The sequence below is a fragment of the Bacillus sp. FSL H8-0492 genome (assembly GCF_038006145.1).
Classification (GTDB): domain Bacteria; phylum Bacillota; class Bacilli; order Bacillales; family Bacillaceae_G; genus Bacillus_A; species Bacillus_A mycoides.
The window spans coordinates 1,991,650-2,016,012 of sequence record NZ_JBBOUP010000001.1 but is presented as its reverse complement, the minus strand read 5'-3'; the positions used below and the strand labels follow the sequence as shown (position 1 = coordinate 2,016,012).

General features: G+C 35.4%; 19 protein-coding genes, 2 pseudogenes and 1 riboswitch. Of the genes and pseudogenes, 4 read left to right on the top strand and 17 right to left on the bottom strand.

Annotated features, from left to right (window positions below; translation table 11 throughout):
* Window positions 1–16: 16 nt before the first annotated feature.
* From MHH66_RS10255 to rraA, 6 genes and pseudogenes are all read right to left on the bottom strand, one after another.
* The gene (locus tag MHH66_RS10255) at window positions 17–1,147 is read right to left on the bottom strand and encodes an RNA-guided endonuclease InsQ/TnpB family protein (protein ID WP_002165381.1); all 1,131 of its coding nucleotides are present in this window, start codon (window positions 1,145–1,147) and stop codon (window positions 17–19) included.
* A gap of 640 nt (window positions 1,148–1,787) precedes the next feature.
* Window positions 1,788–3,152: pseudogene (locus tag MHH66_RS10250) on the bottom strand (ABC transporter ATP-binding protein); the annotation flags it as partial.
* Window positions 3,131–4,009, bottom strand: coding sequence for an energy-coupling factor transporter transmembrane component T (locus tag MHH66_RS10245; RefSeq protein WP_033710053.1), 879 nt, complete (start codon window positions 4,007–4,009; stop codon window positions 3,131–3,133). The pseudogene MHH66_RS10250 and the gene MHH66_RS10245, both read right to left, overlap by 22 nt.
* 23 nt (window positions 4,010–4,032) lie before the next feature.
* Entirely contained in the window at window positions 4,033–4,830 is a 798-nt protein-coding gene (locus MHH66_RS10240; RefSeq protein ID WP_078185451.1) for a DUF4430 domain-containing protein, read from the bottom strand.
* A 123-nt stretch (window positions 4,831–4,953) separates the two neighbouring features.
* Complete coding sequence (locus MHH66_RS10235; RefSeq protein WP_078185450.1) at window positions 4,954–6,750, bottom strand: DUF4430 domain-containing protein; 1,797 nt, start codon at window positions 6,748–6,750, stop codon at window positions 4,954–4,956.
* 507 nt (window positions 6,751–7,257) lie between these two features.
* Window positions 7,258–7,743 carry a ribonuclease E activity regulator RraA gene (gene rraA, locus MHH66_RS10230; protein WP_078185449.1) on the bottom strand — a complete coding sequence of 162 codons (486 nt, stop codon included), beginning with the start codon at window positions 7,741–7,743 and terminating at the stop codon, window positions 7,258–7,260.
* 198 nt (window positions 7,744–7,941) lie between these two features.
* Between rraA and MHH66_RS10225 the strand changes: the two genes are divergently transcribed.
* Window positions 7,942–9,372 carry a YfcC family protein gene (locus MHH66_RS10225; RefSeq protein ID WP_078185448.1) on the top strand — a complete coding sequence of 477 codons (1,431 nt, stop codon included), beginning with the start codon at window positions 7,942–7,944 and terminating at the stop codon, window positions 9,370–9,372.
* Window positions 9,373–9,514: 142 nt separating this feature from the next.
* On the opposite strand, the gene MHH66_RS10220 is transcribed toward MHH66_RS10225, so the two are convergent.
* From MHH66_RS10220 to ybaK, 5 genes and pseudogenes are all read right to left on the bottom strand, one after another.
* Entirely contained in the window at window positions 9,515–10,363 is an 849-nt protein-coding gene (locus MHH66_RS10220; RefSeq protein WP_078185447.1) for an endonuclease I family protein, read from the bottom strand.
* Window positions 10,364–10,837: 474 nt separating this feature from the next.
* Window positions 10,838–11,719 carry a 5'-methylthioadenosine/S-adenosylhomocysteine nucleosidase gene (locus MHH66_RS10215; RefSeq protein WP_078185446.1) on the bottom strand — a complete coding sequence of 294 codons (882 nt, stop codon included), beginning with the start codon at window positions 11,717–11,719 and terminating at the stop codon, window positions 10,838–10,840.
* 177 nt (window positions 11,720–11,896) lie between these two features.
* A riboswitch (purine riboswitch) is annotated at window positions 11,897–12,000 on the bottom strand.
* 199 nt (window positions 12,001–12,199) lie between these two features.
* Window positions 12,200–12,925 (bottom strand): annotated as a pseudogene (locus MHH66_RS10210) (helix-turn-helix domain-containing protein); the annotation flags it as partial.
* Window positions 12,926–13,301: 376 nt separating this feature from the next.
* Window positions 13,302–13,802 (bottom strand): GNAT family N-acetyltransferase, encoded by a 501-nt coding sequence (locus tag MHH66_RS10205; protein WP_078185445.1) that lies wholly within the window; start codon window positions 13,800–13,802, stop codon window positions 13,302–13,304.
* A gap of 646 nt (window positions 13,803–14,448) precedes the next feature.
* Window positions 14,449–14,925, bottom strand: a complete 477-nt coding sequence (ybaK, locus tag MHH66_RS10200; protein WP_063217601.1) for a Cys-tRNA(Pro) deacylase — start codon at window positions 14,923–14,925, stop codon at window positions 14,449–14,451.
* A 341-nt stretch (window positions 14,926–15,266) separates the two neighbouring features.
* Between ybaK and MHH66_RS10195 the strand changes: the two genes are divergently transcribed.
* A complete protein-coding gene (locus tag MHH66_RS10195; protein ID WP_078185443.1) occupies window positions 15,267–16,562 on the top strand; it encodes a histidine--tRNA ligase in 1,296 nt (431 codons plus the stop codon).
* A gap of 159 nt (window positions 16,563–16,721) precedes the next feature.
* Here the strand turns inward: MHH66_RS10195 and MHH66_RS10190 are convergent, their stop codons facing one another.
* On the bottom strand, window positions 16,722–17,003 hold the full coding sequence (locus MHH66_RS10190; protein WP_002013967.1) for a DUF1292 domain-containing protein: 282 nt from the start codon (window positions 17,001–17,003) through the stop codon (window positions 16,722–16,724).
* 363 nt (window positions 17,004–17,366) lie between these two features.
* Window positions 17,367–18,419, bottom strand: coding sequence for a pyruvate kinase (locus MHH66_RS10185; protein WP_002128274.1), 1,053 nt, complete (start codon window positions 18,417–18,419; stop codon window positions 17,367–17,369).
* A 267-nt stretch (window positions 18,420–18,686) separates the two neighbouring features.
* On the opposite strand from MHH66_RS10185, the gene MHH66_RS10180 reads away from it, so the two are divergent.
* Window positions 18,687–20,360 carry an alkaline phosphatase gene (locus tag MHH66_RS10180; protein WP_078185442.1) on the top strand — a complete coding sequence of 558 codons (1,674 nt, stop codon included), beginning with the start codon at window positions 18,687–18,689 and terminating at the stop codon, window positions 20,358–20,360.
* Between the two features lie 84 nt (window positions 20,361–20,444).
* Here MHH66_RS10180 and MHH66_RS10175 read toward each other — a convergent pair whose 3' ends face one another.
* Window positions 20,445–21,125 carry an NAD(P)H-dependent oxidoreductase gene (locus tag MHH66_RS10175; protein ID WP_061674355.1) on the bottom strand — a complete coding sequence of 227 codons (681 nt, stop codon included), beginning with the start codon at window positions 21,123–21,125 and terminating at the stop codon, window positions 20,445–20,447.
* Between the two features lie 127 nt (window positions 21,126–21,252).
* On the opposite strand from MHH66_RS10175, the gene MHH66_RS10170 reads away from it, so the two are divergent.
* The gene (locus MHH66_RS10170; protein ID WP_078185441.1) at window positions 21,253–21,627 is read left to right on the top strand and encodes a winged helix-turn-helix transcriptional regulator; all 375 of its coding nucleotides are present in this window, start codon (window positions 21,253–21,255) and stop codon (window positions 21,625–21,627) included.
* Between the two features lie 371 nt (window positions 21,628–21,998).
* Here MHH66_RS10170 and MHH66_RS10165 read toward each other — a convergent pair whose 3' ends face one another.
* The 3 genes from MHH66_RS10165 to MHH66_RS10155 form a co-directional block, all read right to left on the bottom strand.
* Window positions 21,999–22,148, bottom strand: a complete 150-nt coding sequence (locus MHH66_RS10165) for a hypothetical protein (RefSeq protein ID WP_165689474.1) — start codon at window positions 22,146–22,148, stop codon at window positions 21,999–22,001.
* Between the two features lie 375 nt (window positions 22,149–22,523).
* The gene (locus MHH66_RS10160) at window positions 22,524–23,249 is read right to left on the bottom strand and encodes a hypothetical protein (RefSeq protein WP_002185367.1); all 726 of its coding nucleotides are present in this window, start codon (window positions 23,247–23,249) and stop codon (window positions 22,524–22,526) included.
* 336 nt (window positions 23,250–23,585) lie between these two features.
* Window positions 23,586–24,344 carry an SDR family oxidoreductase gene (locus tag MHH66_RS10155; RefSeq protein WP_078185439.1) on the bottom strand — a complete coding sequence of 253 codons (759 nt, stop codon included), beginning with the start codon at window positions 24,342–24,344 and terminating at the stop codon, window positions 23,586–23,588.
* Window positions 24,345–24,363: the final 19 nt, after the last annotated feature.

The window sequence follows — 24,363 nt, the reverse complement described above, 5'->3', positions numbered from 1 at the left end:
TCCTATTATCAAGCATTTATTTTACCCATCTTGATAAATTTATCGCAGCATTTACATCCCTATCGTGATGGCTATTGCACCTAACACAACACCACTCACGTATTTTTAAACTCCACTGTCCTTCTGGTTGAACTGAATGGTCGTATTTTACTCCGCAACATAAACAAATCTTGCTTGAGGCGAACCATTTATCAGCTTTTACATATGCAATGCCATACTTCTCGCACTTGTATGACAAACATTGAAAGAAGAAGTTTAATTTTTGAAAGGAAAATGCTTTCGATAGTTTTTTGTTTTTTAACAGGTTTGAGATAGGTAAGTCTTCCACAACAATTCTCATTGGTTTGGTTTTCACCAATTTAGCTGTTGCTTGATGGATATGGTTATTTCGGATATTCGTAATTTTCCTAGATAACCGCAGGTGCTCAGTTTTCGCTTTTTCATATCCGGCAGATTGAATTTTTACACCTTTTTTAAATCTCCTAGACATATCTCTTTGTGCTGACTTTTTCCTTTTCAAAAGTTTTTTAACCTTGGCATCTTTGTTTATATTTCGTTCTTTCATACCATTAGAAGCTACAAACAGCTCTTTTAAACCAACATCCACACCAATCGACTCATTGGTTAGTGCTTGTAATTCAAAGTCTTCTTGGAATCCTACACTAATCCACCAGTGACGACCATCAAAGGTAACTCTTGGATTTGATGGTTTTTTGTTTCTTGGTAGTTGTTGGCTTGTTTTCACTTCTCCAATGGACTGAATATCAACTACTTTCTTTCCTATAATCAGTCTTTCATAATTGGCATAAAATCCTTGGATTAAATCTTTTTTGGATTTATAAGAAGTGTGATAACCATTTTTGTACTTTTTGAACGAATGTTTTCTCGCCGTATCAAAATCTTTTGAAGCCTGTTTGGGCACTTGTGCATTAATGTCTTTTAACCACTCATATCTCTTTCGCTTCTTGATCTTTGTAAATCGTTTCTGTAAAGCTAACTGTGAAACAGATTTTCCAAATAGCTTATAGTATCTATCACTCATTCTTTTACAATAGTTATAAGCAAATCTTGCAGCACCAGCATGGTTTCTAAGCACTTTTTCTTGTTCAGGCATTGGAATTAGTCTGACTTTCTTCGCCAATATCATCAGAATTTAACTCCTTTAATGAAAGATTTGTTCTTCTGAATAGTAGCGTGTTCCACCAGCATTCTCCTTAGATTACTCGGATGCAAACCTGTTAATTCTGATACTTGACTAACTCGTGAAAATTTCATTATGATTCTCACCTCATTGAACCAAACATAGCACATACGTTCGATATTTTCAATGAAGTTTGATAGATTCAATAAAATTTATCTTGTTCAACTAAGGGCGCAATTCCTTAGCCAGTTCTCTTATGAACTTCTCATGTTTTCACATGAGCGCAGACTATATGTTTATCTCTTTAGGGATAGAGGATTTTTCCACCACCATAGGCTTGTGGTGTACTCTCGTCAGTTATACGAGATAGTCGTTGAACGTTCATCTTATCCATTTTGACTTAGATGATTCGAGGCGGAAGACCCATTGTTCTAGTGTTTAGGATTTAACCTTGCACGATCTGATTGATTTTTTCTGCTTTCGCAACATTCACGCTCGCTATTTCTAGCCACGTTGTAGTTCAATCAGCTTTAGGGATTGCCCGCAGTTAACCCTCACTACTAGCCAATCACTTGACTAGCAGGGCTTACTGATATATTTAATTAACTTTGGTTATAATTGGTTAAATAAATCGTAACAGTTAGTTACCCTTTGTCGGTTCATCAAGCAATAATAAAGTCGGCTTTGATAATAACGTTGTACATAATGCGAGTAATTGTTGTTCCCCGCCGCTACAATCATGCGGATGACGTTCTTTAAGCGAATATAACCAAAACTGTTTTAGCATATTTTCTGCTATTTCTTTTCCTTGTTCTCCGTATAATTCACTTGCACGTTCATACACTTCTTCCCACACTGTATCAAATGTAAAATGATAGTATGGGTGCTGCGATACATATCCTATACTTTTAAATCGTTCTTTCGAATCAATTTTATGTATCACTTTTCCACTCCACTTTACTTTCCCTCTTCTAGCTTTTTGTAATCCTGCTAAAATCGTTAACAGTGTAGACTTCCCGGTTCCGTTTTTCCCAACTAGAGCTGTCCATTTTCCTTTTTCGATGTTCACTGTTAAATCTCGTAAAATAAGGGGACTATTTTTCTCATATTGAAAAGATATATGTTCTGCACTTAAGATCACTTCTTGCTTTTCACACTGTTCTACTTGCCCATCCCTATATGATATCGCTGAAAAATCATTCATTTTCATTTGCGCTTCTCGCACTGTAAACGGAATATCTTCTACATTCCACTCTAAAAACAATCTTGGAATTTGCGGGATAAATGGACGGAACTTTTCAACTTCCCACATGTTAGCTATAACCGTTTTAGGACTACCATCATAAACGATTCGGCCGTTATTCATACAAATAACGCGTGTTGCAAGTGGTATCACTTCATCCAGACGATGTTCACTTAAAACGATCGTAATTCCAAGTTCTTCATTAATACGTTTTAATAATCCTAAAAACTCTTTTGCAGCAATCGGATCTAGCTGCGCTGTCGGTTCATCCAGTAATAATAACTTCGGCTGCATGACTAATACTGCTGCTAAATTTACTAGTTGTTTTTGACCACCAGATAAAGTATGAACAGATTGATGTAACAAATCTTGAAATCCTAAAAAGCTAATAAGTTCCGCTATTCTTTTTTGAATAATATGTGATGGTAACCCGATATTTTCTAAAGAAAATGCTAATTCTTGAATCACTGTATCCATTACGAGCTGATTTTCTGGGTTTTGAAATACCATACCAATGTCTTGTGCAGATAATAAATCAGGTACTCCCTCTAATAAAACGTCATCATAAAATATCTCTCCTGAACGCGTGCCAATTGGCAGTAATTCCTTTTTAAAATGTTTTAATAAAGTTGTCTTCCCAGAACCTGAACCGCCAGCAAGTACTATAAATTCTCCTTTTTGAACAGAAAGAGAAATATGCTGTAACGCTTCTTCATTTTCATCAGCATATATAAATGATAAATTCTTTATTTCTGCATGCGCCACCATATCGATTCCCTTCCTTCCATCATAATCGGTAAACTAATAAACATCATAAATAGGAAAAACATCATTCCATCGTATTGCTGGAACAGTATTGATTCCACTTTCGGATAGATAATCAATTTCCCACCGCCATAATAACTAAATATAAATGAAGTTATTAATAGAAAAACTAAATAACTTAGCGTATACAAATCACGTCTTTCCATTCTATATCGAATATATGTCGTACGCTTCGTTACACCAAACCCACGAGCTTGCATAGAATCTGCCGTTTGAAGTGCATCTTCTAACGAACAAACTAATAACACTTGCAGTAATTTCATTCCATTTTTTATACGCTCAATGAGTGAACCTGAATCTAATTGCACACCTTTCGTTTTTTGGACGAGTGTAATTTTCTTTAACCGCCTAATAAACAAAGGAACAAACCTCACTGTAATCATCGTTAACAATGCTACTTTCGGTGAAATTCTCGAAAATAAATATAAAAATTTATGACTCGAAATAATATCGTTATAAGAAGCAAACGTAAACATAATCGCAACTAATAATAACCCCATAACAAGCCCAAACATAACTGCCTCAAGCTTAATCCGGCTATCTCCTAACCAAAATAACGTAGTCGCCCCTCTATGCGTTAATAAAGAATTAAATAAAATTACCATTAGAAAGAATACGATAGTACTTGGCAGCATGTTTCTTATTTTCTCGCCATTTCCTTGTACTATATTTAAGATTACTATTAGTATAATCGCTCCAATTAAAAAAAGAGGATGAAGACACATCATACATAGTATCATCACCCCAATATAATAGAAAAAATTAACAAAAGGATGTAAAGAAGAAAAGCTTATTTTCATAGTCCTTTACCGAAGATCCTTTCCTATTTTAATACAAACACCCACTCAATTGTATCGCCTGGTTTTACTTTAACTACACCAGCACTATAGTTTGGAAAAGCACCGTTCACACGATATTTCCAGCCACTAGTAGTAGTAATATCTTTCTCGTATAAATCATTAATACCTTTTACATAAATATCACCTTTAGAGCCCATTGCATCAACCTCTAGTCCTGTGCCCGTTAGCACACTGTAAACTGTGTCACCTTCTTGTACATCAACCTTTTTCGCACCTAATAAGTATCCTTCATGACCTTTTACGGAGATAGTAACTTGTTTCGATTGCGGTTTCGGTACTAGTACTGGATCTGGTTTTGGTGGTTCAGGAGTTGGTACTACCGGAGTCGGTATCGTTTTCTCCTCTTTATTCGGATCTTCCTTTTGCTCCTGTTTCGGTGTTTCTTTCGGCTGATTAACAACCTTCGCCTCTTCTTTTACTTCTGGCGCTTTCTGTTGCTCTGGTTGTTTATTTGCAGCAGGCTGTTCCTTTGGTTTCTCTTCTTTCTTTACTTCAGGTTGTTCCTGCGCTTTTTCTTCTTTCGGTTTCTCTTCTACTTTTTGTTCTTGTTTATCTTTCTGCTCTTCTTGTGGTTTTTGTTCCGGTTCAGCTTGCTTCTCTTCCGGTTTCGGTACATCTTTTTGTTCTTCCTGTTTCGCTACTTCTTTTTGCTCTTCTTGCTTCGGTTCTGCCTTCTTCTCAGGTTTTACAGCCGTTTCTTCACATCCGGCTAATAATCCCAATGAAAGAACTAAAGAAATGAACCATTTCATCTTACTCATGCTGTCCCTCACCTTTCATATTAAAGTGAAACTTTAATGAGTGGAGATTTTGTTCATCCCCACTCATTATTAGCCCTCACTTTTATAATAAAATTAGGAGCAAATGATTGCTCCTAATTTTTGTTAAGCTGCTTTACGTCTCCATAATACATATGCAGAAGCGATACATAATACACCCATACCTACTTGTGGAGCTGCACTATGAGAAGATGCTCCTGTTTGTGGTAATTGATTCTTATTCTTGTTTGTTTCTTTATTAACTCGTTCGTTATCTACAACAACTTTTAGATTTTCATCTTTTGGTTGTTCTTGTAACTCTTCTTGTTGTTTCGGCTGTTCTACAACTTCTTTTTCTTCTACAGTTGTCTCTGGCTCTACAATTGGTTTCGTATCAATTTCATTCTCTACTACATTTGACCAATCATAAATCGATTTTCCAAGATCTTTAAACTGAAGTAAAGCTAAAAATGCTTGCTCTGTAGCCATTCCGCTACCTTTTTGATCACTTGGTAACCATTTAAACTCACCATTTGGAAGCTGGTATGACATTAAATTTTGTACTGCTTTATTAAGACGATCGTGATCTACATCTTTAACTAGCGATAGTCCAATAATTGCTTGTGCAGTACTATTAGAATTCTCTTGTCCATCAGCGGCAAAACCACCATTACCTAGCTGCTGCTTGTATAAATAATCAACAGCTTTTTGAATAGCTGGCTTTACATCTGCTTGATCTTGATAAGGAGCTAATGCTGCTAATACCATACTTGTTACATCAACGTTACTAGCACTTTCTTTACTACTTGAACTATCATATGTCCAGCCACCGTCTGTATGCTGCGCTTGTAAAAGTGCTTGTAAAAGTGCTTGTACTAAAGCAGCTCGATTCCATTTTGCTTCGGCCGGAATCTCATATTTCTTTGTATCTAATGCAAGTAATGTAAATGCGTATCCTGTAACAGAATTCACTTTATCTGATTCAAATAAATTTTGTACTAAATTTTGTCCCTCTACCTTTGTAGGATCAACATTCATTGCATTCATCATAATAATCGTTCTAGCTAAATCTGTTGCTGAAAAACGATTTAAACGCTTCTTAACCTTTTCAGCTACTGGCTTAACATAGTTTATTTTCGTTTCAAGCGGAACATTTACACCTGAACGAGCAAGTCCAATCGCAACCCAATCACTACCAATTCCATCTTGTAACATCTTTTCTGATGTTTTAGAAATCGCTTCGTTTAATTGTGCTGCTGGAATTTCGACTTTCTCTTGCTTTGGTTGTTCTGTTACTTTATCTTCTGGTTTACCATCTGGCTTTTCTGTTTTCTGTTCTTCTGGCTTACCATCTGGCTTTTCTGTTTTCTGTTCTTCTGGCTTACCATCTGGCTTTTCTGTTTTCTGTTCTTCTGGTTTACCATCTGGCTTTTCTGTTTTCTGTTCCTCTGGTTTTGGCTCTTCTACAGTTTTACAAGTGCCAAATTTATCTAACGTTTGTTGCAACGTTTGTTGACTCATATTGCTCCAGTCTGCAACGTAACGAAATGCAACAACATCCCCAGACTCTAATTTATAACTATCCGCCCCAACTTCTGCAGATTTATCATTTACATCATACAACCAACCGCTCGTTGCTCCGGCCATTAATCCATCGATGCCCTTTATATACGTTCCAAATGACATACTTTCAGATGTTACTTTGTCACCCATAACTTTTTGTAGCAAACTAAAAGCTGTTTCTCCATCTTCAATGGAAACTTCTTTCGGACATAACATAATTCCTTTTTGTGATTCACCAATAATTGCAAGTTTCGCTGTCTTTCCTTCAGCAAACGTAATATGTACTGTATTCGCAAAAGAAACAAATACAAGTGCCACTGCCATTAATGATGTAAGCAGCCATTTCTTTAACATTGCCATCCAAAAATTCCCTCCCTTTACTAACATTCACACAAAAAAAGACCCTTTAAGGGTATGCGGTTGACACTCTCTTTTTGTAAGTGTCGAACAAAAATGTACAACACCTCCTACCCGCATTATTCGCGGCTATATTTGTATAGGAAAAATAATTTCGTTTATGAACGCACCATTGTGATAACATTCACTTTTCTAGGCAAAATTTAATCCCTTTTCAAGTTATCCCGCTATTCGCCGAGCAGTAAGACCCCCACCTCAAATTCAGCGAAAGCAAAGAAGTTAAGTGGGGATCAACTGCCCGTAAATGCCCGATTGGTGAAGGCTAATAATCAGTGTGGATGAACAAAATCCCCACTGATTAAAGTTTCACTTTATCGTAAATCGATAAACCTATACATTCTACAAATTTTGATTTTCTGTATCATTTTACTATTGACAAAGAATTTTGTCCATGCTTTATCGGATTTATTTTCTAAGAATAATAGCTTAATAGCCTTCCATTATTAGAAGTCATCCCTCACTATGTAAGCTTTTATCACTAACTATAATTCCATCTTCATCTACATAAACATATTCATTCGGTTTCCATTCGACTTCACCAAATTGCAATAAAATATTTCGCTCTCCTTTTCCTTCTTTTACACTTCTATTTGGCATCGTCCCTAACGCTAAAATACCAATATCTATATTCTTTAGTTCACTAGAATCACGAACATATCCATTCACAATAATCCCCGCTAGCTTTCTTTCCTGCGCAATAGCTGCCAAATTATCACCAAGTAACGCACAATTCGTAGACGCTCCGCCATCAACAACTAATACCGTTCCTTCTGGTAATGTTTGCAATCCTTCCTTCACTAGTACATTATCATCCTTCACTTTTACCGTTGCGATTTTCCCATAGAATTGTTTTTTCTTCCCGAAAGACCGAAAAGACTGGCGACATATTTGTAATTCCTTTTCAAATTCATCACATAGATCCGTAGTTTTCCACATCTCTTTCCCTCTTTTCTTTTCCTTTTATATTACATATTCTTGGATTTTTTTCGTTTCCCTGTCTAATGCTGCAAGAATTTGTATGTGCAGAAAAAGGATAGAAAAACTATTGCCTTAAGAAGCCACCTTTATTATAATCTATTTCACAGATAAATTTCAGAATATTAAAAATTAACCAGGTGAAAAAGGAGGGGTTTTATGCAATTGCAGACCGAGGTAAAAAAACAGCCGAGTAAACGAAAGTTTAAAATGCCTGACGCGTACGTACTACTATTTTTTATTGCTTTACTTTGTGCAATAGCTACATATTTCGTTCCTGCTGGAGAATTTAAAAGAGTCACAAACGGTACTGTTACAACGACACTACCAGGAAGTTATCATTCTGTTCCACAATCGCCGGTAGGGTTTGTTTCTTTTTTTACCGCTATTGAAAAAGGAATGACACTTGCTGCTCCTATCATCTTCTTAATTTTATTTACAGGTGGAGCCATTGCAATTCTTGAAAAAACAGGTGCTCTTGACGGTTTAATCTATCATGTAATTAACAAATTTCGTAATCAGCAATTACTTTTCATTTGCATTGTCGCCGCACTCTTTTCTATTCTCGGAACGACTGGTATTATCGTGAACTCAGTTATCGGCTTTATCCCCATCGGCATCATCGTTGCACGCACATTAAAATGGGACGCTATCGTCGGCGTAGCAATTATTTATTTAGGCACTTATGCTGGTTTTAATGCTACTATTTTATCTCCCTCACCTTTAGGCATTTCACAAAAAATCGCAGAACTCCCGATGTTTTCAGGAATTGGTTTACGTACGGCAATTTATATCTCTTTTTTAATTGCTACCATTTTGTATATTAATTGGTATGTAAAACGCTTAAAAAAATCGAATAAAGGAAGCATACTCGGAGATAACTGGTTTCCAAGTAATGCTCTTTCAAGTGAGAAAGAAACAGAGAAAACAGAAGTTCCTTGGACAATACGTCATAAATTAATTTTACTCGTTTCGGCTTTATCATTAATTGCATTTTTAATAGGCGCTTTTCGTCTACATTGGACGGACGCAGAAATGACCGCTACTTTTATATTCATAGCAATTACAGCGGGAATAATAGGTGGTATGAAAGCAAACGATATCGCTTCTACTTTTCTAGCAGGCTGCCAAAATCTCATATACGGTGCTTTGATCGTCGGAATGGCTCGTTGTATTTCAGTCATTTTAGAACAAGGCAAATTACTTGATACAATCGTTAATCAACTCGCACAGTCTCTCGAAGGACATAGCCCTGTATTTGGCGTTCTCGGCATGTATGTAAGTAGTGCCGCATTACATTTCCTCATTTCATCCGGGACAGGAGAATCTGTTATTTTCATTCCGATATTAGCTCCATTAGCCGATTTCATGCATATTACACGCCAAGTTACAGTACAGGCTGTTATGCTTGGAGAAGGTGTAGTGAACTGCCTCAATCCAACTTCTGGTGTTTTAATGGGCGTTCTCGCAGCGAGCGGCATTTCTTATGGAAAATGGATTCGCTTCATGGCTCCACTTGCATTCATTTGGTTTATCATTGGACTTATTTTTCTTATTGTTGGTGTGAATATTGAATGGGGACCGTATTAAAAGACTCTTATTATACTTAACTTGATAAAATATCTATTCTATTCTCCAATCCTATAAAAATCACTTATTCTAGTATAGATATAAACAGGGATTGATCATAGTGATCAATCCCTTCTCTCAAAGCAAAATACCTTTAAATATTTTAATTCCAAATTTTATTTACCCATTCAGGATGATCAATAAAAGGATTGCGATTATGTTGATATTTTGTAAAAATCACTTCATTACGCTTTCGCTCTAAATCATCTACCGGGTCTTGTTCATTCCATTTTAGTAAAACGGATAGTTTACCCATGTATGGATCTTTATTGTTATTCACCTTTTCATTTAATTCTAAGTCTATTTCGCCGTTGTCTCCTTCGTAACGAACAGCCATGTAAAACAGCATTCTAGCGATATCTCCTTTTACACTATCACGAGGTTCCCAAGAATCACTATCATATTTACATTCTGTCGCTTCCGAATGATTCATACCACCATTATCAAAATCCAGATTTCCACGTGAACTATTTACAGATACATCCGTCGCTCTTAAATGATGCAGATCTGTTCCAGGTCCTGCAGCCGTTCCAAAATCACCGTGAGATTTTGCCCAAACATGCTCTCGGTTCCAATTATCAACTCCTGAACCATTCGTAAGTTTCCCTTGCGAACGCCCAGTATATAAGAGTAGCACATTGTTTTTATTATTTGGATCTTCATCAGTATCTCTTAGTGCTTCCCAAACCGCACTGTATGATAACTTTGTATGATTATCAATAACATTATGAAGTTCCTTCTTTAATTCTAAACCCGTTTTTCCTATAGCGTTATTATAATATGTATCGTCATAGTTTTTTACAGTAATCTCTTGTGCTGAAAACGTATCTACTTGTGGAGATGCAGAAACTACTTCACCATGTATGATATCTGTGAATGATAGAGATGCAGAACCTAAAATAAAAAATGATGATAGTGTAACCATAGCAAGTTTTGTGTTTCGGAACTTCATATACCCATTTCCCCTTTAAAATATAATTTGAAGCTATTAACTAAAAAATGCTTTCTAGCCCCCAAAAACTTTTAGAAAGCCATACCCATCCTTTTCTTTTTATTTAATACAAAACTCTATTGATTCTGTATTATTTCCACACTTTTTGTTTATCTACTTTTCACAAGGAATATCCTTCTCTAGTAAAGATTATTAAAATATTCTTTACAATTAAAAAGTAGTTTAATGTTAACTTATAAATTTCAATTTTTTTATGCAATTATGCATATTTGATAAATCGTTCGACTTTTCTTTTTTCTATAACTGTATTTATTTTTTGTTTAAAACCCTTCTTCCTCTGTAGAATAAGTACAAAAATAGATTGGATACCATGTAAGGCACCAATCTATTTTAATTAAAGAAACTTTGGTAATTCTGAGTTCACAACACATTGTGCAGTAATGATAACATTTTTATATTGAGACAGAACTACTACTATTTATTTGGTATCGAATCTATATACTTTTTAACTACTTCATATACATATTCTTGATTTGCCGCTGCTGTATTTGGATTGTATTTTCCGCCGTTTGTTTTATTGTTAGATAATACTCGAATTCCTAAGAATGGTACGTCATAAGCTTTGGCTATTTGCGCTGCGGCAGCGCCTTCCATTTCTTCTACAGATGTACCGTATTTTGTATGGAACCACTTAATTCTATCAACTTCATTATTCCAAACGTCTGCTGAACCAATAGTACCTTCCACCACTTTACCTTTTGTATATTTATCTTTCACTGCATTAGCTGCTGCAAGTAAATCCTTATCTCCCTCATAGTATCGGATTTTCTCAGCATTTGGATCTTCTCCTGCACTTCCTTCAGAAGCCATCAGGTCCATAGATATCCATTTTGCCGGCTCAATCCCTTGGTTCTCATTCATATTTGTTGTTTTTAACGAACCTATATTCGCCACTTGTTTTCCTAAAACAATATCAAATACGTTTAAATTAGGATCATGTCCACCTGATGTTCCTTGGTTAATAATCGCTATAGGCTTATATTTTTCAATAGCCACTGCTGTAGCGGCTGCTGTATTTTCCATTCCTTTACCTGTTTTCGCAACGATTACAGGATAATTGTCTACAGTTCCTTTATAAAATACGAAACTCCCAGATTTTTCTTCTTTCACATTTTTTAACCTTTTTGCAAATTTTTCAGCTTCTATTGGCATTGGACCTTGAATTAAGATAGGGTTTTGAGTGCTTTTTGCCTCTGCTGCTTGTTTTGGACTAGCATTACATCCTGCAAGTATTGAGAATGATAATGCGATAGTAGTTGCTAGGGCACCATATTTTTTTAACAGATTTTTCTTCATAAATAATCTCTCCTCTTTCTCTTGTTGTTTTCTATACTCGATGTTTTGGTCCAAAGAAAAAAGCTCTAGAAATTGTAGAAAAATCTCTACTTTCTAGAACTACGGTAGTCAAAGTTAATTAAGCAAAAGATGAGGCCAATGCTAAATTATAGAACGGTAGCGGCTCAATACAGAAAGCGACCGAATACTTTAACCCGTAGTCCAGTTCTTTCATTGGGAACTAGGTAGAAACGCTCGGACCATATTACCGAGTATATACGAGTGATGTTATTTAAAATTATTATATTGGTAATATAACAAATTTTTAGTGTATACGCAATCTAAAAGTGAACATTTTTAATAAAAATAATAAAAATGTTCGTTTTTACAACTTAAATAGTTAGGATTTATCATTCCTAAATGGATAACGACGCTAAAAAACTCACAACCCATATACTAAACTAGATTAACCTACAACAACCGATCTTTTACAGACAATTACTCTACCTTTTCAGCGTTTGAGGCATTTACTACTACATAATTCGGTATTGTCGCAACGAGTTGTATTAAATGTTGATACATACTAATTTGCATCATTTCATTCGCCTTTTCAGCATTTCCAAACATTTGATACGCCTGCGCAATTAGATCTTCCTCTGGAAAGTTAGGACGTATCGTTTCGCCAAGTAATTGAAGCACCTCATTTGGTCTATTGAGTATAAGATAGCAAGTTGCTTTAAACGATACCGCCTCTTTCACAAGAGAAACATCTACACTTTCTCCCTGCACTCGGCTAAAGAGATACATTGCCTCTTCTAAAATTTCAATTCTTCTATCCATATCCTCTGTTAACATGTGGTGATTAATAAAAAGTAGCCCCATTTGAATTAATAATGGAAAACAAGAATAATATTTTTTTGTCACTTCCCTGCACTCCATCATTACTTCATCAAACGGTTCTTCACTAAAAGCTTCCGCTAGTCTATGATATAAATTTTTAATATCTTCCTGTTCCATTTGCAGTGTATAACAGATTAATTCATCTATACTTATGTTAAAGTACGATGCTAACAGTGGCAAAAATGTAATATCCGGATAACTCTGCCCAGTCTCCCATTTGGAAACAGATGCTTTCGTAATACCGATATACGCCGCTAACTCTTCCTATGTAATTCCTTTTTCTTTTCTCTTATCCGCAATGATTTTATGAATATGAATTTCTCTCACTGTATCACCTCATACTTTTATTATATGTACTTTATTTCACACAAAATATAGATTTAAAGTTGACTTTCGTTAACAAAATCAACTGTTAGGAAACATCTCTCTAAAATCAAAGACAGGAACATATTTGATATGTTCCTGCCTTTTTATTGTGGGGTACCGATACATAGCCATCTAACTAAGATTTTGAAGTGCTTCAAAATCAAAAATTTCATCTCACCACAGTTTTCTATGAGAATCTAGTGAACAGCTTATTTACATAATTTTCGTTAGCGGAAGTTAAAAATTCTTAGTTTCTTGCTCAATTAAAGCCACCCGTTAGTTAAACAACAGAAGGTTTCTTAGTCAAGAACCGCTCCAATCGTATTACGGTATTAAATTACATATCATAAGGTTCGAGCTTCAAAATAAATTCTTCAACATCCTTGCCTCTTGCGTTGGAAAAACCTTTATCTTCAGAGATGATTTTAAACCTGCATTTTTCCAATACCCTAATGGAGGCGAGGTTATCTTTAGCGGCACGAGCATAGAGCGGGCGTACCTTAATATACTCCAGAAACTCTGACAATGCTTTAGTTGCAATACCATGACCCCAATATTCCTTCCCAATCCAGTAGCTTACTTCGGGTTCGCCGAACTGTTCAAAGTTCGAGACGTATCCAGTGACAATGCCATTGAATAATATAGTCTTAATTGTAATAGTCTCGTCAGCAATATTTTTTTTCCAATGGTCAAAAAATGCGTCCTTATCAGTGGGGTCTTTAGCTGTAAAAGCAGCCATATAGTTCGCCGTTGAATCTAGTTGTTGTTCGAAAAAGATGGGTAGATCTTTCTCTGTGATATCTCGTAGCTTCACTTCGCTTTTGCTAATGGATTCCATATAATTCACAAGCTCCTTAACATATTTTTTAATATTAATTCTTCCAAATTTAGAGAAATTCCTTCTTCAACTAATCTGCCCTTTAGTTGAAGAAGGAACAATGCATATTGTACACATGATCAGTTAACATAACGCACATTATCGGTAGCAAGGAAAAAGAAGAACCCTGCTCTCACAAGGGAACCTTCTTTTTTAGTTCTATGAATCTATACATTTTTTTATACATTCCTATCCTGGCACGGTTTTAGGGTTCTTGTTTGTTACTGGATTAGCCAAAAAACTGTATAAAATCTTGCATGCTCTTAGCGTGGGGGTTTTCCAAAATACTGGCATCCCCCAATATGTGCTTTCTTATGGGTATTTCTTGAACCCTCATTAAAACACTTTCCCGTCCTTTGTCTATCTTTAAAAGTAACTCTGCTTGTTTATTTAAAGTCCTTGAAACGAGGCATTGTACTCCTCCTAAAGCCAAACAAATGATTAAAATTACACATCCATATTATACTTATTAAACTAAAAATTCAATCTATTTTTATTTCATTCATTATGTAAATAAAAAAGGATAATCCGCCCTCATAATGGACTAATTATCCTATAAATCTTTATCTAAATTTAATAAAATTAGAACTTCTTTTCCTATGTATACTTATTTCGTTACTTCTCCAAACTGCGCTCTCGTCACTTTCATCAAATCTTCAACTTTAAGCTCAATTTGCACGCCGATCTTCCCGCCGCTTACTATGATTGTTTCAAGCAATTGGGCACTCTCATCAATACATGTAGAAAGTAACTTCTTCATTCCTACTGGTGAACAACCACCGCGAATATACCCTGAAACTTTCGTAATATCTTTAACAGGAATCATTTCTATCTTCTTTTCACCGACCGCCTTTGCGGCTGCTTTTAAATTTAGTTCCTCATCTACTGGGATAATGAACACATGATAATCCTTACTATTCCCTTGAGCGACAAGTGTTTTATATACTTCTCTCACTTCTCTACCAATTTTCCCAGCAACTGATACGCCATCAATTTTCCCATCGTCCGGATCATATGACATCATCGAATATTCAATTTTTTCTTTATCTAATATTCGCATCGCATTTGTTTTATCTTTTTTCATAGTGTTCTCCTTAAAAAGTTATTTCATATTATTAAGTTTTCTTTTATTATACACTCTTTTCAATTTCTCCTACATAACTTCACGTATTCTTCAAAACTGAAAATATTGATATTTCCAAATTCATCTGATATAATTTGGAAAAACTTATGTTAAGGAGAGATTTTTAATGCGAACTTTTAATACGTCTTTCCAACTTCATCATCATACGTAACGCCGTGTATCCGAAGAAAAATTTTTCTTCGTGGGTACAGGGCTTTTCCTGTTGACCCACGAAGCGTTCATAAAGCTATGTGGGTATTTTTATACCCGCATAGCTTTTTTAATTTAAAAGAGGAGTGATTATGGTGGAAATGAAAAATGTAAAAGGGACAAAAGACTATTTACCAGAGGAACAAGTACTACGAAATAAAATTAAAAGAGCTTGTGAAGATACGTTTGAACGTTATGGCTGTAAACCGTTAGAGACACCAACGTTAAATATGTATGAGCTTATGTCTTACAAGTACGGTGGTGGCGATGAAATTTTAAAAGAAATATATACACTTAAGGATCAAGGAAAACGCGATCTTGCCTTACGTTATGATTTAACAATTCCATTCGCAAAAGTCGTGGCGATGAATCCGAACATCCGCCTACCCTTTAAACGCTATGAAATTGGGAAAGTATTTCGAGATGGGCCAATTAAACAAGGAAGATTCCGTGAGTTCATTCAATGTGACGTTGATATAGTCGGTGTAGAATCAGTCATGGCGGAAGCTGAACTCATGAGCATGGCGTTTGAGCTGTTCCGAACGTTAAACTTAGAAGTAACGATCCAATATAATAACCGAAAATTGTTAAACGGTATTCTCCAGTCTATTAACATCCCTACTGAACTAACGAGTGACGTAATTTTATCATTGGATAAAATCGAAAAGATTGGGATTGATGGTGTACGAAAAGATGTATTGGAGCGCGGGATTACTGTAGAAATGGCCGATACAATATGTAATACTGTTTTATCTTGCCTAAAGCTCCCTATAGCCGACTTTAAAGACACTTTCAATAATACACTTGTTGACGATGGAGTAGAGGAACTACAACAACTACAGCAATACTTACTCGCTCTCGGAATAAATGAAAATACGATATTCAATCCGTTTTTAGCAAGAGGACTCACGATGTATACAGGCACTGTGTATGAAATCTTTCTAAAAGATGGCACGATTACATCTAGTATCGGTAGCGGTGGTCGATACGATAATATTATCGGAGCATTCCGTGGTGATAATATGAACTATCCAACAGTCGGTATTTCATTCGGATTAGATGTCATTTATACAGCTCTATCACAGAAAGCAACAACATCATCTACAGCAGATCTTTTTATCATTCCACTCGGGACAGAATTACAATGTTTACAAATCGCCCAGCAATTGCGTTCTACTACTTCCTTAAAAATCGAACTTGAACTAGCTGGACGTAAATTGAAACGTGCCCTTAATTATGCAAATAAAGAAAATATCCCGTATGTGCTAATAATTGGTGAAGAGGAACTATCTACAGAAACAGTTGTATTGCGTAATATGAAGGAAGGTACTGAAGTGAAGATTCCCCTCTCTTCCTTGGAAAATAACACATTTAATAACTATATATAATAAGCGCCACCCTCATTTGGGTGGTTTTTCTAGTGCAGAAACAAAGAGTCATTCAGTTTACATAATATAATTATCGATTTCTATAAATGTAATTTTCAACCATATACAAAAAAAGAGGGCAGATATGCATCTCCCTCTTTTTTCTAACTCTTTTTATTATTATTCTTGTTCTTGCTCGTCCATAATCTTCTCGAACGCCGCAGATACTTTTTCAAATTCCTCGTCATTCTCTATGTATGAGAATTCATTATCTTCTTCTACTTTTAAAAAGAAGATATCAATGTCTTCCTCAGTTTCTGTTTGAATGTCTTCTACAAAGGCAACCGCAATGTATTCTGCACCTTCGACATCCATCGCTCCAAGCACTTCAACTTCCTGTTCTTCATTATTCTCATCGGTAAGACTAAAAATTTCGCCTACTTCAATTGCTTCCATATTCATTCTCCTCCTATCATACTCTAAAAAATAAAACGTTCAAATTGCACACTTACTAACATATCTTTCCATAAAAAAGTTGAATTCATACAGAAAGAACAACAAATTCTTGCTGATTCAGCAAAAGTATTCAACTATAAGGATATCATTTATGAATAGGAATGAACATATTTTAAATGAGATAATTGGATTAATTAATTTAAAATCCTTCTTTAGATTTCCGAAAGACCTCCATGTTCCATAATGATTCTTTCATATAGGCAGCTGGAGTGCCACCTTTCAATCTGTAAGTAAATACTAAAATAGCACCTCCTATCCTGATTCCTTTCCGTACGTTTTTAGGATGAGAGATAAATCCTTCTATATAAACTAAAGAGACTTATGCAGCAATTCCAATACATCTTTCATCGCAAAAGGACCGTCTTTTTTTACATGCTCAGCGAATTCAGAAACGAGACGTAACGTTTTCACACTTTCGATTGGATGCTCTCCTGACGCACTTTCAGCAGAAAGCATAACAGCATTCGTTCCGTCCAGTACAGCTTGAAATACATCTGTCACCTCAGCTCTTGTAGGAATAGAATGATCTACCATAGATTGAAGCATTTGTGTCGCTGTAATGACATATGTATTCGTTCGATTGCACTCACGAATCATCATTTTTTGCAAAAGCGGAATAAATTGATACGGCAATTCCACACCTAAATCTCCCCTTGCGATCATAATGCCATCCGCTTCTTTGCATATGTCTTGAAAATTCTCGATTGCTTCCATCGTTTCTATTTTTGCAATTAAATTAGGAGATGTTTCTTTATGTTCATGTATAAAACTTCGTATTTCCTTTATATGACTAGGTTTTCGAACGAAAGAACACGCAATAAAATCAACTTCCTCTTCTAGAAGAAATTGAATATCTTTTTTATCTTTCTCCGTAATAGCTGGCAAACCAACAATTGTGCCTGGTAAGTTCACCCCTTTATGAGAGGAAATATTGCCACCTGTTTTTATTCTCGTTTCTATTTTGTCCGTACTTACCTTTTCAACAACTAATTCAACTTCTCCATCATTAATAAGAATTCTACTTCCAACTTTCACGTCATTCGCGATCCCTACATAATCAACACTTGCTTCTTCTTTATTCCCTTGAACTGGATTGGTATGTAAAGTAAATAACTCCCCTGCTTCAAGTGTAATTTGTTCTTCTTTCATTTCACCCAATCTTATTTTAGGACCTTGTACATCCCCTAGAATTTTAATAGAATCGTCTAACGATTTTACTAAACGAATGATGTCTTTATGACTTTCATGCGTACCATGTGATAAATTTAACCGAACAATTTTCATACCATTGTTTATTAACTGCGCTAACGTTTCTTCATTATTACTCGCTGGCCCAATTGTACAAACTCGATCAATTGTCATGTCCCCACCATCCTTTTTTAAATGTTTCCCATAAAATAAAGAGAAGATTCTTTTTATAGGAAAGACCGTGTAACTAAGGGTGCAAAGAGGTTTTATATGAAGAGAATATTTTGCTGAAGAAATAGCTTTAATTTAACTTTTTGTGCCCAACATTTTGACTCAATCGTTATTGTTAGTTTCGTTGCAATGGGGTACTACTAATAATAAATCTTGTTTACATACGAACGTTAGATTGGGATATCGAAAACGACCTATGGAGGAACCACAATGACTACTCTTCGAAAAAAAATAATGGGACTAACATTAGCGGGAACGGTAGCACTATTTACATTAGCAACAGGAATCATAATGAACGATAATGAGGTAAAAGCTGAGGTAAAAAAAGCAGGAAAGCAACCTAAAAATGTGATTTTCATGGTTATAGATGGGACAAGTTCTTCTGCTACAACATTAGCCCGGTGGTACAAAGGTTCACCTCTTGCGCTAGATCAAATTGTATCCGGAGGTGTTCGTACATACTCAGCAGAATCGGCTATTACGGACTCTGCACCAGCAGCCACAGCTTTAGCGACAGGAAATAAATCAAATTCAGGCTACGTGGGCGTATTACCTTCTGTTGTGAATTCACCTGGCTTAGAACCAGTGAAAGAAGAATGCAAGTTTCGTCCAGTTGCCAACGTCTTAGAAGGCGCAAAACGTTCCGGCCGCGCGACAGGAATCATTGCTACATCAGAAATTCAACATGCTACTCCGGCTAGTTTCTCTGCCCACCACGTTAACCGTAAAGATTTCGAAGTACTTGGTGAACAGCAAGTGTATCAAAATATAGAAGTTGTATTAGGTGGTGGAAAAGCAGCACTTCAGCCTACGACAAGCAACGGAATTCGTAAAGACAACGAAGATTTAGTAAAAGTGATTCAAGACAAAGGGTACGACTTTGTCGAAACAAAAGATGCGTTATTAAACTCCAAATCAAATAAAATCTGGGGTTCTTTCTCTAATACTGCCCTTGCGTTCGATATGGATCGTAGAATAACCAATCCTAAGCAGCCAACTCTTTCCCAGATGACGAGAAAAGCAATTCAAACATTATCAAAAGATAAAGATGGTTTCTTCTTATTTGTAGAAGGTAGTAAGGCAGATTGGGCAGCACATGCAAATGACCCAATCGGGATGATTAGCGATGTATTGGCATTTGATGATGCAGTTACAGAAGCATTAGAATTTGCGAAGAAAGACGGTAACACTATGGTCATTGCATTAGCGGATCATGGTAATAGCGGTATTTCCATTGGCAACAGCAATACCACAAAAGGATATGATACCACACCAGTATCAGCTTACATTGCCCCACTGAAAAAGGCGAAAATGACACTTGAGGGTGCTACAAATAAACTAAAAGATGATTTATCTAATATAAAAGAGATCGCTGCACTTTACGGTTTAGACGACCTAACTGATAATGAAAAAGAGCTGTTAAAAGCTGCACAAAAGAAAACTGATGTAGGTCCAATCCTTACTAAATTATTGGCCAACCGTACGAACATCGGTTTTACAACTGGTGGTCATACGGGTGAAGATGTATTCTTATACTCTTACGGTCCTCAAAAGCCATACGGTTTAGTCCAAAATACAGGCATTGCGAAAATAATGGCTAAAGCCATGGGCTTTCAATTAGAAGAATTAACTAAGAAATTATTCTTAGATGCTGAAACATCCTTTAAACAAATTGGTGCAACTGTAACGATTGACAAAAAAGATGTACGAAACCCGGTGCTTGTAGTAAAACGCAATAATACGGCGGCCAAATTGTTTGTTAATAAAAATATTATCTGTATCGGTGAAAAAGATTATGAATTAGGAAGTGTTGTTGTAGAAAGCAACGGGAAATTCTATGTCCCTGAAAAAGCAATTCAACTATTCACAAAGCATTCTCGCTAAATTTAAAAACAGACATAAAAAAACGCTATCCTTTCTATAGAAAGGATAGCGTTTTTTTCGTTATATGGATACAAATTTATCTTATTAAATCCATTCAACAATAGTATCCATAGTTTGTCTTGTTTTATTAAATTTTGGTTCTCCTTTACGGTATCCAAATGCAACCATAACTGATACCTCAAGATTATCATCTTTTAAAATTCCTTCTTGACGAAGTAAAGAATCTACTTTTTCTTTATCGAATCCTTCCATTGGACAAGAATCAATACCGATTTGAGCTGCACTAGTCATCATATTAGCTAAAGCAATATAAGATTGCTTCGATGACCAATCAAATACAGCACGTTCGGAATCTAACAATTTAAAATCCGATTCTTGGAATTTTTTGAAGAATTCATATCTCATTTGTTGGGCTTCTTCAGGCAATCCAATAATATCTTTCATCATGTGCTGAATATACTCTGCATCATAGTGCATATCTTTGATGGTTCTTGAAAGAACAATGACAAAATGACTTGCTGTTGAAAGCTGCCCACCTGCTCCCCATGAATATGGTAATAGTTTTTCTCTTAATTCTTTATTTTGTACCACAATAAATTTCCAAGGCTCATATCCAAAAGAAGAAGGAGATAATCTTCCTGTTTCTAAAATAAATTTAAAATCATCTTCTGAAATTTTCTTCATAGGATCAAATTCTTTACATGCATGTCTAAAGTTAAAAGCCTCAATAATTTTTTGTTTTGTATTTTGTTTTGTGTTAGTCATAAAAGATCCCCTTTTCATTAAATTATTATTTAACCAAATTATATTTTTAAAGTAACAATGATACAAGTACGCACATTTATGTGCTATAGTATCAAAAAAGATACTATTGTTAAGGGAGAGTCTTTTTATGATTAGTTCAAAAGAAGATGATGTAAATTATCCATTTTTAAATAAATATTCTTGTCCAGTAGAAGCTATCGTCGAGGTTATTGGCGGGAAATGGAAAGGTGTTATTCTTTATCATTTATTAGATGGTAAGAAACGATTTAATGAATTAAAAAGATTAAAACCTAATATCACCCAAAGAATGTTAACACTTCAACTTAGAGAACTTGAAGCAGATGGCATCGTACATCGGGAGGTATATCGTGAAGTACCTCCTAAAGTAGAATATTCGTTAACTGAACTTGGCGAGTCATTACGTCCAATTATCCTTTTAATGATGGAATGGGCGACTAATAATATGGAGCAGGTTTTGGAAAGTAGAGATAACACTAAATAGCATTTAAAACCTGTAATTAGCCATTACAAACAACTCAAAAAAGATTGCCTCTTAGTATACAAGCGATTTTTTTTGAGTAAAAGGATTATTTTGGTCAGATTCTGGAAACGTGTTAATATTCTTCATAAAGGAGGTCTACTGATGAAAAATTTATGGAAGAAAGTTTCTTTAATTGCTTTCATAGTAATTGTCCTTTTAATAATTTTATATTTTTGTGGTATGTCACTTTTCTGGAACCAACCCTAAATTACATTTAAAAATAAGCCCCCCTTGAATAAAATTCAATATTCCGTCAATACTATACATGACATTAGATTTTCTCCTTGTTCCCCCTTGGAGAGTCGGGCAGCTAGCTTTTGTTAGCTGCTTTTTTATTTTCGAATCATTGCCGTCATTACTACTGGTGGTCCATTTGTTCCGTATTTCATAATTTGAGCAATTGATTGTAACTGCTGAATGCCTTCTTCATTATGTTCTCCCTGAACAATTGCTGACGAACAATATAATGGTTGAACAGCCACTGTATGGAGTCTCTTCCGCTAAATAAAATTGTGCGACCATTGGAAGTTCTTCTCGTTTACATATTTCTAGGATTTTCTGCGATACTGGTGCAATGTCTTCATCATAAACTTCCTCTTTATCGTACATATCAATCCATTCCCCTTTTCTACAAAATGAAATTTTTGTAGAAAATAATGAACTTTAAAAACTACTAAATTGCAAATATAAATACAAGGGAGCGTTTTATATGACTTCCTATCAAAAAATATCTTTAATAGTTATCACTCTTTTTTATCATTGTGATGTTCCTTTTAAATGAAGTCTTTATTTCTTAACACCCAACGAGAATGTACAACAAACTAAAAAGGCCTACTCACACGAGTAGGCTTTTGAAACTATGAAAGCTTCGTTAATAATTGATTTAAATCTTTTTTCGTTTTCGTCGTTAATGACTTCATTTTATTAATATCGATCTTTTCTTTCTCCGCTCCTACAATTAACGGATACATACTTTGGCCAATTGTTTTATATTCAGTCGGATGTGATGCTTCTAACTCTTTTTCAATGACATCCCACTTCTCATTAATTTGTTTTCCAAGTTTATTAACTGTTTCTAATTTAGGATTTGCAGCTAATTGCTTGTCCAAGCTTTCAATTAATGTAACGACTTCTTTTACATTTGTTTTCACAGCGACGCTTTTCTTCGGATCTTTCGTTGTTTTTCCGTTATTGTTTGTACTTGTACTTTGATCTGTTGTTTTTCCGTTGTTGTTTGTACTTGTACTTTGATCTGTTGTTTTTCCGCTAGTAGTTTGATCATTCGTTTTTCCTGTCGTTTCTTTTTCTTTTGTTGTTTTGCCGTTACTTTCCGTTCCTGATGATTCCTTTGTATTTTTTGCATCCTTATCTGTTTTTTCATTCGAAGAAGTATTTGTGTCTTTTTCAGTATCTTTCGTTGTTTTTGACGCTTCATCTGCACTTGTCGTTTTCGATTGCTCTTCATTTTGTGCAGTTGCCTGATCCTTCTTCGCTGCATCTTTATCTGTGGAGGTACTACAAGCTGCCATTGTAAGCATTGTACCAATTGCTACTGATGCGATAGCGACCTTTTTCATTTTCATAAAAATCCCCCTATGTTTACAATTTTATCCTTCTCTTTACGATTCTATTTCCCCTTAAAAAATCCCTTTTCATACGAATCACCATCTTTCCGACAGTAATCTTCATAATAATACGTACAAAAAACGATAAATTCATTTTAATATTCGAGTTTTTTCTACTACATTTTCCTCCTCTGTAGCAAAAGAAAAAGAGTATGTTGTCACATGAAGATTTACAATCTACAAATGACAACATACTCCCCTATCAATTTTTTATCTTTCTTGACATTTTATTTATACAAAAAACAAAATAATTACTAATTTTTTTATTTCTCAACAATTGTTAACATAATATTTTTATGAATAACCACCGTTCGAATGAATGACTTGCCCAGTAACCCACTTCGCCTCTTCACTTACTAAAAAAGCAATTAAACGTGCCACATCCACCGATTCTCCAACTCTACCTTGCGGGAATTTCCATACTAAATGATGCTGTAATTCCTCTGTAATCCATCCTGTATTCGTCGGTCCTGGATCAACAGCATTGACTGTAATCCCCTTCTCCATAGCTACTGGTGCAACTGACTTTGTAAATGCTTCTATTGCTCCTTTCGTTGCTACGTATGCTAGTTCATCTGGCATCGGGCCTAATGACTGCCCAGAAGTAAGATTTATAATACTTCCACTCGTTTTAAGTGAAAAATGTTTAATAAATAATGAACTTAATAGCATAGGAGCACGAACATTGACCGTATAATGTTTATCTAGCTGTTCTACATCTAACTCTTCAATTTTCGTAGGAGTAGAATACGCCGCATTATTAATAAGAATAGATGGATCCCCTAAACGTTCTGATACCATATACAATACACGATTAGGCGCATAAGACTGCGATAAGTTGATTTCTGCCATTTCACATCGAACGCCGTAACTTTCAATTTCCTTTTTCAACAAAAAGGGCTCTTGATCATTCATTCCCCATGGCATCGCTTTATCGTACCGAGGCCAGTACGTGAAAAAAATGTCTATCCCATTTTGAGCAAGCACCTTGCATACAGCTGCACCAATTCCATTCAGACGAGTTGCCCCTGTTACAATTGCTATTTTCTTCACCTTTTCTCCTCCATCTATG

Excerpts from the sequence above, each read along its gene's own strand:
- MHH66_RS10255 (WP_002165381.1), bottom strand. The coding sequence starts at position 1,147 with ATGATATTGGCGAAGAAAGTCAGACTAATTCCAATGCCTGAACAAGAA.
- MHH66_RS10245 (WP_033710053.1), bottom strand. The coding sequence starts at position 4,009 with ATGAAAATAAGCTTTTCTTCTTTACATCCTTTTGTTAATTTTTTCTAT.
- MHH66_RS10240 (WP_078185451.1), bottom strand. The coding sequence starts at position 4,830 with ATGAGTAAGATGAAATGGTTCATTTCTTTAGTTCTTTCATTGGGATTA.
- MHH66_RS10235 (WP_078185450.1), bottom strand. The coding sequence starts at position 6,750 with ATGGCAATGTTAAAGAAATGGCTGCTTACATCATTAATGGCAGTGGCA.
- rraA (WP_078185449.1), bottom strand. The coding sequence starts at position 7,743 with ATGTGGAAAACTACGGATCTATGTGATGAATTTGAAAAGGAATTACAA.
- MHH66_RS10225 (WP_078185448.1), top strand. The coding sequence starts at position 7,942 with ATGCAATTGCAGACCGAGGTAAAAAAACAGCCGAGTAAACGAAAGTTT.
- MHH66_RS10220 (WP_078185447.1), bottom strand. The coding sequence starts at position 10,363 with ATGAAGTTCCGAAACACAAAACTTGCTATGGTTACACTATCATCATTT.
- MHH66_RS10215 (WP_078185446.1), bottom strand. The coding sequence starts at position 11,719 with ATGAAGAAAAATCTGTTAAAAAAATATGGTGCCCTAGCAACTACTATC.
- MHH66_RS10205 (WP_078185445.1), bottom strand. The coding sequence starts at position 13,802 with ATGGAATCCATTAGCAAAAGCGAAGTGAAGCTACGAGATATCACAGAG.
- ybaK (WP_063217601.1), bottom strand. The coding sequence starts at position 14,925 with ATGAAAAAAGATAAAACAAATGCGATGCGAATATTAGATAAAGAAAAA.
- MHH66_RS10195 (WP_078185443.1), top strand. The coding sequence starts at position 15,267 with ATGGTGGAAATGAAAAATGTAAAAGGGACAAAAGACTATTTACCAGAG.
- MHH66_RS10190 (WP_002013967.1), bottom strand. The coding sequence starts at position 17,003 with ATGAATATGGAAGCAATTGAAGTAGGCGAAATTTTTAGTCTTACCGAT.
- MHH66_RS10185 (WP_002128274.1), bottom strand. The coding sequence starts at position 18,419 with ATGACAATTGATCGAGTTTGTACAATTGGGCCAGCGAGTAATAATGAA.
- MHH66_RS10180 (WP_078185442.1), top strand. The coding sequence starts at position 18,687 with ATGACTACTCTTCGAAAAAAAATAATGGGACTAACATTAGCGGGAACG.
- MHH66_RS10175 (WP_061674355.1), bottom strand. The coding sequence starts at position 21,125 with ATGACTAACACAAAACAAAATACAAAACAAAAAATTATTGAGGCTTTT.
- MHH66_RS10170 (WP_078185441.1), top strand. The coding sequence starts at position 21,253 with ATGATTAGTTCAAAAGAAGATGATGTAAATTATCCATTTTTAAATAAA.
- MHH66_RS10160 (WP_002185367.1), bottom strand. The coding sequence starts at position 23,249 with ATGAAAATGAAAAAGGTCGCTATCGCATCAGTAGCAATTGGTACAATG.